The following is a 12,163-nucleotide window of genomic DNA, read 5'->3' as shown; positions in this document are numbered from 1 at the left end:
TTATTAACTTATGATTATCAAAATTAGACATATTAATTAAATCAAAATTTGGATACTGATTCAATTAATTCATCAACCTTTTTAAAATCTGTTAATTCATAAACTTGTGAGATATCCTTAGGTCCATTTGTAATAACCATTATGAATAATATTGCCAATTTATTTGCACAATCAAGACTAGGGTAATCTAGTCTCCCAGCAAAAACACCTTTTATGGTTGGTTCCCATTGTACTTTTTTAAGAAATTTTATAATATAAGGATTAGTTTCTGGTGTGTTTTTTTCGGGTTTCCGGGCAGTAAGATTTAATGAAAAGAAGGCAGTCTTCTTTTTCTCTAATGTTTCTTTATTGGTATTAATAAACTCATAAACATTCTTGCGATGATAACCATATCTTACACTCGCTCCAAGAACGATTTCGCTGAAATCTGACAAGTTAAATTTATCGGATTCCTCAAGAGAAGAAATTGTTATCTCCTTATGTTTATTAAGTTTTTCTGACATATATTCACATATGTGTTTTGTATGTCCGTCAACGGTTGAATATAAAATTAAAAGTTTAGATTTTTCTTCAGTCACAGTTAGTTTTTGATACTTGCTTATATTTTACTTCTAATTTTCAATAAAAACCTGAATTATCAATTTCTATGAATTATTAATAATATATCAATAATGATTAACTATCTATGATTCGATATAATTTATCAATAAATTAATCATTTTCGTCTGGATGAAAATATTTTCGGATAACACCAGCAGTAGATGATCCTAATCCTGGTGTTGATGAAAGTTCGGCAAGAGATGCCATTTGGATTGCCTCTATTGATCTAAAATGCTCCAATAATAATTTGATTCTTTGTGGTCCCAATCCTGGTATCTCATTTAATTGAGAACGTTTCATACGTTGACTTCTTTTTTGTCTGTGAAAGGTAATTGCAAACCTATGAGCTTCATCTCTAATTCTTCTTAACAAAAGAATTCCAGGTTGATTAGGGTCAGTGTCTAATGATTGCTTAACATTTGGAATAAATATCTCTTCTTTCTTCTTGGCTAAAGATATGAGATTTATATTTTGATCTAGATTCAACTCTTCTAAAGCCTCTAATACCGAACTTAATTGCCCTTTACCTCCATCTATTACAACTAAATCAGGCCAATCATTTAAATTATCCTTGTCTAAAACACTAGATTCATTACTTGATAGCTTATTCATATCACCTCCATCAGCTTTAAAACGAGCCCATCTTTTAAATCTCCTAGTAATAACTTCAGCCATTGATTCAAAATCGTCACTATGTCCTAGTTTTATATTTGAACTTTTAATTTTATATTTTCTGTAATGTTGCCTAGCCGCAATACCATCAATAAATACTACTTGAGACGCGACAGCATCACTACCTTGAATATGACTAATATCATAACATTCAATTCTTTTTGGAATTTTTATTAACTCAAGAATATTGGTCAAATCGTCAAGCTCAAGTAAATTTTTATCATGAGATTGTCTAATTCTTTGCAACTCCATATTTGCATTCTTTTCTACTAATTTTATAATTTCCGCCTTCTTAGATCTTTTTGGGATTGTTATATTAACTTTTTGCTTTTTTAATTCACTTAGCCAATCCGATACTATATCTGTATTTTGTAATTGATGTTGAACTAATATTTCTGAAGGTATTTCAATCGGATCTACATTTGAGTAATGATTTTCTACAACTTTTTGAAGTATTTGAGAAGTACTGAGATTATTATTATCTGAGAAATATCCAAGTCTTCCAATTAATTTTCCTGAGCGCATTTGAAAAATTTGAATAGAGGATATATTCTCTTCTGATGCCAATGCGACTATATCTCTGCATACAGATGAATCAGGAATAATCATCTTTTGAGATTCATACAATCTATCTATACCTTTTAGCTGATCTCTGACAGATCCAGCTTCTTCAAACTTCAATGACTCTGAAAAAGAATGCATCTGTTTTTCTAATAATAGTCTCAATTCTTCAGTTCTCCCTTGAAATATCATTTCAACACGTTTTAGTGTATTTTTATAATCTTCTGAACTTATTTCTTCTTGACAAACGCCTGGACATCTTCCAATTGAATAGTTAAGACACGTTCTATCTTTGTAAAGCGGTATTCTTCTTTGTCTAAGAGGAAACAGTTTTTTTATACTAAACAGCGTCTGTCTAAGTAAATAAACATCAACGTATGGACCATAATATTTATCTTTTTTCTGTCTTTCCCGTCTTTTCCTAGTTAAAAAGATTCTTGGATATTTATCACCCCAGGTAATACAAATATAGGGATATTTCTTATCATCTTTTAATAGAACATTAAAATAGGGTTGATTAGATTTTATTAAATTTGATTCTAGAGTTAAGGCTTCACTTTCGGTATCAGTAACTATCAACTCAATATCTACAACTTGCCTAACCATTAAAGAGATCCTTGGACTCAATTCATCACTGGCTCGAAAATAACTTCTAACTCTATTTCTTAACTTTTTTGACTTACCAACATATAATAATCTATCCTCACGATCTTTCATCAAATAACAACCAGGATCGTTTGGTATATCCTTCAAAAAATTCGATAGTCTTGACTTGTCCTTAATTAACGGCGTTAATTCCACCGATCATGTCTCGCTAAATTAGCCGCCATAGTTCCAACCTGTACTCGCTAAATTTAAAGCAGATCCATCTTTATTCAATACTGCACTCTTTACTTCAGCGACAAAGACTGTATGGTCGCCATGTTCTACGCCAGAAATAACTTCACATTCAACTCCACCTATTACATCTTCGATTAAGGGCATACCAAGCTCTCCATATGTGAATTTACAAGCGTCAAATCGTCCACCTAATCCTTTTTGCGGCTTAAAGAACACAGCTGCTAGATCCTTTTGATCTTCTCTCAAAACATTTAGAGAAAACATCTTAGTTCTTTTAATAATTCCATGACTAGATCCATCAGCGCGAACAGCCATTACAACTAAAGGTGGCGTAAATGATCCTTGTGTTACCCAGCTAGCAGTAAAACCATTTATTTCATCTCCTTCTCTTACTGCACATATAAATAATCCATGGGGGATTTTGCGCAAAAGAACTTTTTTGGCATCCTGATTAAGAGTCATGCGCTTTGATACGTTTATAGATATGAGATTCTATGAAAGAAATGGACTTTTTTAAAGTTAAAAAACAATGAAGGCACTTTATCCTGGTAGCTTCGACCCATTAACGTTTGGACACCTTGATCTAATTCAAAGAGGAAGTGATTTATTTGGAGAAGTTCTCATTGCGGTATTAGAAAATCCATCGAAAAAGGCAACTTTCTCCTGCGAGAGAAGAATAGAGCAGATTAAAAATGCAACCAGAGATATACCAGGTTGCAGAACAATAGCTTTTAAAGGTCTAACTGTGGATTGTGCTCGTGAACATAATGCGGATCTAATTTTAAGAGGCTTAAGAGCCATGAGTGATTTTGAATATGAACTACAGGTTGCTCATACAAATAGGTCTTTAAATAATCAATACGAAACAATTTTTCTCGCGACAGAAACACATCATAGTTTTTTAAGTAGTTCTTTAGTTAAAGAAGTCGCAAGATTTGGTGGAGAGATTCGTCATATGGTTCCTGAGTTTATAGCCAAAGATCTATTGGCACTAAATACTAATTAATTACAATTATCAGTATTATCTACTATTGATAATATATTCATTATGTGTTTTGTCGAATTATCCATATTGTTAACTATAATACTAAAAAATTTGCCTTCTCCTAAAATAACACCAGAAACGGATCTAACATTATTAAGTCTCCCGGATTTAGCCAAAATTCTACCCTTAAGGTTTACTGGAGCTTTTACATTAGCTAACGAGCCCCTAACACCTAATATAGAAAATGATGAGAAATAATAGTCAGAAAATCTATTAAGTTTCATTCTTCTCAAAAACTGAGATAAACCATAAGTGGTTACTCTATTCTCTCTCGATAAGCCACTAGCATCTGCAAAGATAAAATTGTCAGAATTAAAGTTTTGATCTTTTATCCAATTATTGTATTTTAGATTAGGGAAATCATTAGACCAGTCACTTATTGAATGTCTGAAAATAACTTCAGCAGTAAAATTATGGCTCTCAGAATTAACAAGGTTTAGTAAAATATATAAAGGAGCTGAATTGATGACTTTAATTGTCGAAATAAAATCAATAGGATAGTTTTCGCTCACGGATTTTACAAAATATCTTTTTGATAAATTCTTTTTTTTTAGAGCAGTTTCTAGCTCATAAATAAAATTATCAATTGGATTATTTATAGAATAAATACTTGCATTACTAGCTATTGAATATTTAGTAATAGGTGCACCATATTCTTCTTTCCTATCGGCAAACGACCAGCTTGAAGGCCACCAATTTTTTGGATTGCTTTTTTTAACGATTATTGGCGTTTTTAAACGTAAATTATATTTATTATTATTAAGATCACTAATTAAATCTTCTAAATGACTTTTATCAAAATCAGGATCACCTGATGCATCTATATATAAGCTTCCATCATTTGTTTGTTTTAAAGATGTATCGAGAGTATAATAAGGTCCTAAGATGTCTAAAGAAAAAGCGCTAGAAAGAATCTTCTGATTAGAAGCAGGTATCCTAGGTACTTCTCCATTAATATCTGCAATGAAGTCACCAGAATTGTCTAAAATACTAACGCTAATATTAGAATTAAAATTATAAGTGTAATCTTCAATTTTATTTTGCAAAGGCTGACATATATTAAACTTTTCAAGACCTATAGTATTAAGATTAATTCTTTGTCTTAAATATGAATATAATTTGAATAAATTACTATTTAATATATTTATTGATAATAAAATTATGCCAATATATAAATAATTTTTTTTACTCATAGAATTATAAGTTTAGGATTATAGTTTCATCATCAGGACGTTTATCAAATGATTTAACAAAAGAATATCCATCTGGGTTTAATTTAAAAAGCTGCCAGTCATTAGGAAATCTTTTCAATAATGCACCCATAGATAATGGTTGAACAAAGTAAAGTACCTTCCATTTTTCAGCAAATCTTTTTCTCATTTCCCTACCGACACTTCCGATTCCTACTATTGGATCTTCCAACTTACCGTTAACCATAATTACCGTTGAATTAGAATGAGAACATACTTGCTCAAACATCTCAATATCATATGGTTGAGGAGAACAAACTAATAATAAAGAATTCAACGAATCTGTAGAATTAATAAACTCCTTAAATGTAAAAATCTTATTGGACAATTCAGGGTTATCTCTTTTAGCAAGAGCCGCTCCACCAGCATCTGCCCATAATAAAACATTATCTAATTTAATTTCAGTTAGTTTGTTAGATAAACGAAAAATTATTGGATTGATTCGTAATCCTTCAAATTTAAGGTTGATAGAAAGAAAAGATTGTTCAGAATTACTTAAAAAATAACTTTGAATTGATTCAAATACATTTTTTTCAGCTTCTCTAAGATCTGAGGGTAGGATATTCATAATTTAATGATCATTGTTTTTTTAGTTCTAAAGATTGCAATAATTCATATATTATATTTGAAACTGAATTAATATCATCATTTGAAATCCATGGACCAATAGTTATTCTTAATCCAGATTCTTGGAGTGGTTTATCAATATTAATTGCTACCAGTATGGGATTTGGTCCTTGACTAGATGATGAGCAAGCACTACCACTGCTTATATAGACACCATGTTGTGACAATAATCGAACAATTTCTCTACCATTAATTGGAATCATTGATTTTGTATGACAGAGAAATGAGAGATTATTCGGTAATCGTTCTTTAGGATGACCAGTAAATGTAAGTTGTTTATTCTTAACTAGATTATTTTTTAAAATAGAAGTCATTTTAGAAACATTATTCTCAGGAAATAAAGTTTCATTAGCACTAACTTCTATATATTCATTTAGTAGGTCAATTGCTGTCGAAAAACCTGCAATAAGCGGAACTGACTCAGTACCAGATCTTATAGAGCCATTCTTGAATCCATAGGAAGGATCATTAATCAATAAATCTCGAACGCTTTTTCGCAACATTAATAATCCAATTCCTTTAGGGCCTTGAAGTTTATGCGCAGAGGCACTAAGCATATCAACATTTAAATTACTCCAATCAAAAAGACCGCTAGGGAGGACCTGTGTCGCATCAGTATGAAAAAGTATATTTCGTTTTTTACATTCCATTCCTATTAGATTTATGGGCTGAATGGACCCAATTTCACTTTGCCCCCAGATTATCGAAACAATTTTTGTCGGAGGAGTTAACATTTCATCCAACAGATCTAAGTCAATAATTCCATAATTATCTACAGGCCAGTATTTAATATCCCAGCCATCAATAAGCAATTGATTCGCTATTAAGTTAATAGAAGGGTGTTCAACGTTACTTATAACAAGTCTTCCTTTATCAAGATTTTTAGATACAGATTTAAGAGCAAGATAATTCGATTCAGTTGCTCCAGAAGTGAAAAATATTTCCTCAGATGAAGCTTTTAATTTATTAGCTATTGATAATCTAGATCTTTCTAAAATATCTCTTGCAATAACCCCAACATTATGAATACTTGATGGATTCCCCCAGCATTCAGATTGTATATCCTTTAATTTATTAATAACATCAATATGTGGCGGAGTAGTCGCTGATGCATCGAGATAAATATTTTTCATATAGAAGAGTGATTAAATATCTATCTCTCCACTAAATACTTTTAATGCAGGCCCCTGCATTAAAACTGGACCTGCTTGATTGGGCCATTCAATTTCTAACTTTCCGCCTGGTAAATAGACATTAGCTTTGTTTAAAGTTTTACCTAGATTAGCTGTTACGACAAGACATGCGCAAGCTCCAGTTCCACAAGCCAGTGTTGGCCCACATCCTCTCTCCCATACTTTAACTTTAATATTTGATTTATCAATTAATTCTACAAAGTGAACATTGGTATCATTGGGAAATGTGTTGTGTTTTTCCAGGTATCTTCCCCAATCTTCAAATGGTATATTTTCAATTTTATCAACAAATACGATCATATGAGGATTTCCCATGCTAGCAGCATAAACATTTAAAGTTTGATCATTTATTGTAATCTTTCCATTGGGAATAGTTAAATTATTCATTAACAATTTAGTAGGTATATCTTCAGGAGAAAGAATAGGTTCACCCATATTTACTTTGATATTTTTATCATCATCAATAAAGGTAATAATCAGACCAGCTTTAGTTTCAATTAGAATCTCAGACTTATCTTTAATTTCATAATTATCATTTAAAAAAGCAATCAAGCATCTTATACCGTTTCCACACATTTCTGGTTCAGATCCATCAGAATTAAATATCTTCATTCTCACAAAACATTTATTTTTGGACTCTAATACAAGAATAATTCCATCAGCTCCGATGCCAAAATTTCTATTACATAGATGTTCAATAAAATTATCTTTATTTTCAGTAAACAAATTATCTAAATTATTTCCTCGAGCATCAAAGATAATAAAGTCGTTACCAAGTCCTTGATATTTTGAGAAATTATTTTTCATGATTTAAAGTTTGTTTAACTATGTTCGTAGAAAATAAAGCTTTCAAAGCTTTCTTGGTTGTAATTTCAGTACTAATCGCATATTGGGCATCAATTTATGAGAACATTATTTGATTGGCAAATCAACTACTGAAGGAGATCTTCCTTGAATAATACTACTTCAGAGATTTTTGACCAGCGTTACGAGCCTCGTGATATAGAAGCTTATTGGCAAAAAGAGTGGGCTAATAAAGGGCTCTATAGAACAAATACGGATGTAAAAAAAGACAATACTTTTTACGCGTTGTCGATGTTCCCGTACCCTTCCGGTTCATTACATATGGGGCACGTGAGGAATTATGTCATTACAGATGTACTTGCTAGATATAAAAGGATGCAGGGTTATAACGTCCTTCATCCAATGGGATGGGATGCATTCGGCTTACCGGCTGAAAATGCAGCAATAGAAAGAGAAACAAGTCCATCTACTTGGACAGATAAAAATATCTCACAAATGAAAGATCAATTAGATCGACTTGGATTATCAATAGATTGGTCTAAAGAAGTTACTACTTGCAAAGAAGATTATTATAAATGGACTCAATATATATTTAATCAATTACATAAAAATAATCTTGCCTATCAAAAAAAAGCAACAGTGAATTGGGATCCAATTGATCAAACTGTTCTTGCAAATGAACAAGTAGATGCGGAGGGTAAATCTTGGAGATCTGGAGCTAAAGTTGAGAAAAAGGAATTAAACCAGTGGTTTCTAAGAATTACTAGTTTTGCCGAAGATCTAAATAAGGATTTAGTTAAGCTTAAAGACTGGCCAGAAAGAGTCAGGATTATGCAAAAAAATTGGATTGGGAAATCAATCGGCGCTGAAATAACATTTGATATCAAAAATCACGACCAAAAAATAACAGCTTTCACTACAAGAATTGATACAGTCTATGGAGTAAGTTATATTGTCTTAGCATCAAATCATCCGTTAATTGATAAATTAATAAATGATAAAGATATTGATCAATTAAATGAATTTAGGAAAACTCAAGAGAAGTTAAGTGATCTAGAACGTAATTCAGATAGTAGAAAAAAACTCGGAATGTATTTAGGAGTAAATGCAATTAATCCAGCAAATAATAAAGAGATACCAGTTTGGATTGGCGATTATGTGATTATGGAATATGGAACTGGAGCTGTCATGGGTGTTCCCGCTCATGACAGTAGAGATTATAAGTTTGCTAAATCATATGATTTACCAATTAATTATGTCATAAGACCAAATAATGATGAAGATAATAGTTATTTAAATGCTGAGTACGTAGATAAGGGTATTATGATTAATTCTGATAGATTCAATGGAATTGAGTCTAACATTGCAAAAACAAAAATACTTGAATTAGGTTCTAATGATAACTGGGCAAAACCAAAAATCACCTATAAGTTAAGAGATTGGCTAATATCTAGACAAAGATATTGGGGTTGCCCAATTCCTATTATCAATTGTAAGAAGTGTGGTCAAGTTCGAGTCCCGGACAAAGATCTTCCTGTTTCTCTACCTATAGATATTAAATTAACTGGTAAAGGTCAGTCACCTTTAACTACAAAAACAGAATGGATAAATACTTGTTGTCCAGAATGTGGACTTGAAGCAAAAAGAGAAACAGACACTATGGACACTTTTATGTGTTCATCTTGGTACTTTTTAAGATATATAAACCCTAAAAATGATGATAAACCATTTATAAAAAGTGAAATAGATAAATGGCTTCCTGTTAAACAATACGTTGGTGGTATAGAGCACGCAATCTTACATTTACTTTATTCAAGATTTTTAACCAAGGCTTTAAAGAGATGTGGATTAATAAATATTAAAGAGCCATTTCAGAAATTATTAACGCAGGGAATGGTTCAAGCTATTACTTTTAAGAATACAAATACTAATAAATATTTTTCAAAAGATCAAATTAAAGATATTAATGATCCTAAAGATCCAATTACTGGAGAGAGTATTGAAATCATTTATGAAAAGATGTCAAAGTCAAAATATAATGGTGTTGATCCTTCTTTAGTTATAGATAAATATGGTGCTGACACGGCTAGAATGTTTATACTTTTTAAAGCTCCTCCAGAAAAAGATTTGGAATGGGATGATTCAGATGTTGAAGGTCAATATCGATTTATACAAAGACTTTGGAAGTTTGTTATTAATACTTTAGAACTCACTAAGAATAATAGAAGATTAAATATAGAAAAAGAAAAGTTAAAAGATGATGAGGCATTACGTCTAATTAATATTGCAATTAAGGAAATTACTGAAGATCTAGATAATCTTCAATTTAATACAGCAATATCTGAACTTATGAAAGCTGTAAATGGCCTAAATTTAATAGTAAATAACTGTAGTAATGAAACTCTAAGTAATGTTATTTCTATATTAGTTAAAATAACCTCTCCTTTTTCTCCTCATATTGCAGAGGAGCTTTGGAAGACAATAGGGAATACTCAAAGTATTCATCTTCAATCATGGCCAAAATTCGATGAAGCTGCAATTGAAGAAGATACTTTTAAACTTATGATACAAATAAATGGAAAAGTTAGAGGATCAATTGATGCAAGTAAAAATCTATCTAAAGACAAATTAGGGGATATCGCAATTAAAAGTGAGGCTGCTCTAAAGTGGATCAATGGACAAGAACCAAAAAGAATAATTGTTGTTCCGAATAAATTAGTGAATATAGTTATTTAGAAATCAATTTCTTGAAATAATTAGTTTATCTGGATTTGATTGATTACCAATCATTGAATATTGATCAGAATTCTCTGAAAGTTTTCTGAGAATTAAATAAATCGACTCAGTGGAGTCAGTAGACAACGCATCGTTGATTTCATTTAATGTTCTTCGCTTCCCATCTTCTAAAAGTTTCTCTATTTCTTTTTGAAGATTAATTATATTTGTAGCAGCTTTTTTTCCAGCTTCCACTCCAGGTTGATTATAAGCATTAACATTAATTAATTCTGCATATAGGCTTACGGCTCTCTCAAATAATGCAATTAAAGCTCCAAGGCTTGATTCATCAAAAGATTTGAATGTAATTGTCAAATTCTGTCTACCGCCTTCTGTCAATGCTGAACGAGTTCCTTGAAGAAAACCAGATAAATAGTCACCTGGTCGTTTATTTTTTACTTCAATTATCTCTGCAGGGTCGTGAAGAATCTCTAAGAAATTAACAAAGAAATTATCAACTCCATCTCTTAATTGCTGCACATATGCATGCTGATCAGTAGAACCTTTGTTTCCATAAACTGCAATTCCTTGATTAACTTGATTTTCATCTCTATCGAACTTCTTGCCTAAAGATTCCATCACAAGTTGTTGAAGATATCTACTGAAGACTTCTAATCTGTCTCTATACGGAAGTACAACCATATCTCTTAACCCTTTTCCATTTCCGGATTTGAACCAAGCTAAAGACAAAAGTGCTGCTGGATTATTTTTAATGTCATTTACTCTTGTTAGTGCATCCATTTGAGATGCTCCATCTAAAAACTTGTTTATATCAGCGCCAATTAGAACTGCAGGTAATAATCCAACAGCACCAGTAATACTTGTCCTTCCACCAACCCAATCAGGTAAATCAAAAATAGCTAACCAATTTTCGTTACGTGCTAAGACATCTAACTTACTCCCTTTTGAAGTAATAGCTATCGCTCGAGATGACCAATCCTGGTTATTGTCGTGGACAAACTTCATAGCTTGCTCCATTCCAATCAATGGTTCTGGAGTGCCGCCAGATTTACTAACAACTACAAACAAAGTTGAATCAATATTTGGAAGAATAGAATTTAATTTATGGGAAATGCCCTCAGGATCTACATTATCTAGAAAATGTATATTCAACCCTATATTTTCCTTTTTAAAAGACTCCTTAATCAGTAGTGGACCTAAACCACTTCCACCTATTCCTATCCAAAAAACATCTGTATATTTTTTTCCATCGATGTTTGTTATTTCACCATTTAAGATAGAAGACCCAAACTTGGATATATCTTTAATTTCCTTAGTAATAGAATCTGAAATTTCTTGGCTAGGAGCAATTTTTGGATTACGAAGCCAATAATGCCCGACTTGTCTATCTTCGTCAATATTAGCTATTGATCCTTTTTCGAGATTTGATAAAGAATCAAAAGCTTTTGAAAAATTGTCCTTAAAATAATCAAAATCGGTAGTCTCGACATCCATTCTGCTTATATCTAACCAAAAACCTAATGAATCATCGCTAAATAAAAGGTCGCAGTACCTTAACCATTTATCTTTGTTGTTCATCTGGAAGATGTCAGTTATTGCCATTATTGATAAAGAATACTCCTTAATGAGTTCTGTTAGAAGGTATTCTCAAATGAGAACCGTTAAACAAATAAAACTAATTTATATTAGTCAAGAATGGTTTTTAAATGGCAAATGTTTAGTAATTGACAAAAAGAATGTAAATAAGCTTGCTAGTAATTATTATCTAACCCCGGCTATATCTAAAAGTATTTTAACTTTTTAATAATATTAAATATCTCTTTATATTTAAATAT

Annotated in this window: 11 protein-coding genes; 3 read left to right on the top strand and 8 right to left on the bottom strand. The window is 31.4% G+C overall.

Annotated elements, in window-relative coordinates; genetic code table 11:
- Positions 1–41: 41 nt before the first annotated feature.
- The 3 genes from hemG to AC6EJB_RS01715 form a co-directional block, all read right to left on the bottom strand.
- Complete coding sequence (gene hemG, locus AC6EJB_RS01725) at positions 42–578, bottom strand: menaquinone-dependent protoporphyrinogen IX dehydrogenase (RefSeq protein ID WP_498492010.1); 537 nt, start codon at positions 576–578, stop codon at positions 42–44.
- Between the two features lie 133 nt (positions 579–711).
- Positions 712–2,634, bottom strand: a complete 1,923-nt coding sequence (gene uvrC / locus AC6EJB_RS01720) for an excinuclease ABC subunit UvrC (protein ID WP_498492009.1) — start codon at positions 2,632–2,634, stop codon at positions 712–714.
- Between the two features lie 18 nt (positions 2,635–2,652).
- Positions 2,653–3,135 (bottom strand): flavin reductase family protein, encoded by a 483-nt coding sequence (locus tag AC6EJB_RS01715; RefSeq protein ID WP_498492008.1) that lies wholly within the window; start codon positions 3,133–3,135, stop codon positions 2,653–2,655.
- Positions 3,136–3,202: 67 nt separating this feature from the next.
- On the opposite strand from AC6EJB_RS01715, the gene coaD reads away from it, so the two are divergent.
- Positions 3,203–3,679, top strand: a complete 477-nt coding sequence (coaD, locus tag AC6EJB_RS01710; protein WP_498492007.1) for a pantetheine-phosphate adenylyltransferase — start codon at positions 3,203–3,205, stop codon at positions 3,677–3,679.
- On the opposite strand, the gene AC6EJB_RS01705 is transcribed toward coaD, so the two are convergent.
- From AC6EJB_RS01705 to dapF, 4 genes are read right to left on the bottom strand one after another with little or no spacing between them, the layout of a single operon-like run.
- Positions 3,676–4,911: a D-alanyl-D-alanine carboxypeptidase gene (locus tag AC6EJB_RS01705; protein ID WP_498492006.1), complete on the bottom strand. Its 1,236-nt coding sequence runs from the start codon at positions 4,909–4,911 to the stop codon at positions 3,676–3,678. The genes coaD and AC6EJB_RS01705 overlap by 4 nt on opposite strands.
- A 4-nt stretch (positions 4,912–4,915) precedes the next feature.
- The gene (locus tag AC6EJB_RS01700; protein WP_498492005.1) at positions 4,916–5,536 is read right to left on the bottom strand and encodes a DUF1995 family protein; all 621 of its coding nucleotides are present in this window, start codon (positions 5,534–5,536) and stop codon (positions 4,916–4,918) included.
- A 10-nt stretch (positions 5,537–5,546) separates the two neighbouring features.
- Positions 5,547–6,728: a cysteine desulfurase family protein gene (locus tag AC6EJB_RS01695; protein WP_498492004.1), complete on the bottom strand. Its 1,182-nt coding sequence runs from the start codon at positions 6,726–6,728 to the stop codon at positions 5,547–5,549.
- Positions 6,729–6,740: 12 nt separating this feature from the next.
- Positions 6,741–7,595, bottom strand: coding sequence for a diaminopimelate epimerase (dapF, locus tag AC6EJB_RS01690; RefSeq protein WP_498492003.1), 855 nt, complete (start codon positions 7,593–7,595; stop codon positions 6,741–6,743).
- Between the two features lie 144 nt (positions 7,596–7,739).
- Here dapF and leuS point away from each other — a divergent pair, with 144 nt between their 5' ends.
- Positions 7,740–10,328 (top strand): leucine--tRNA ligase, encoded by a 2,589-nt coding sequence (gene leuS / locus AC6EJB_RS01685; protein ID WP_498492002.1) that lies wholly within the window; start codon positions 7,740–7,742, stop codon positions 10,326–10,328.
- A 3-nt stretch (positions 10,329–10,331) separates the two neighbouring features.
- Here the strand turns inward: leuS and AC6EJB_RS01680 are convergent, their stop codons facing one another.
- A complete protein-coding gene (locus AC6EJB_RS01680) occupies positions 10,332–11,930 on the bottom strand; it encodes a glucose-6-phosphate isomerase (RefSeq protein ID WP_498492001.1) in 1,599 nt (532 codons plus the stop codon).
- On the opposite strand from AC6EJB_RS01680, the gene AC6EJB_RS01675 reads away from it, so the two are divergent.
- Positions 11,914–12,132: a hypothetical protein gene (locus tag AC6EJB_RS01675; protein ID WP_498492000.1), complete on the top strand. Its 219-nt coding sequence runs from the start codon at positions 11,914–11,916 to the stop codon at positions 12,130–12,132. The two genes, AC6EJB_RS01680 and AC6EJB_RS01675, sit on opposite strands and share 17 nt — an antisense overlap.
- Positions 12,133–12,163 lie beyond the last annotated feature (31 nt).

The sequence above is a fragment of the Prochlorococcus sp. G4PB17 genome (assembly GCF_059772445.1).
The sequence above is the reverse complement of the archived record's forward strand: the minus strand, read 5'-3'. Positions and strand labels throughout refer to the sequence as shown.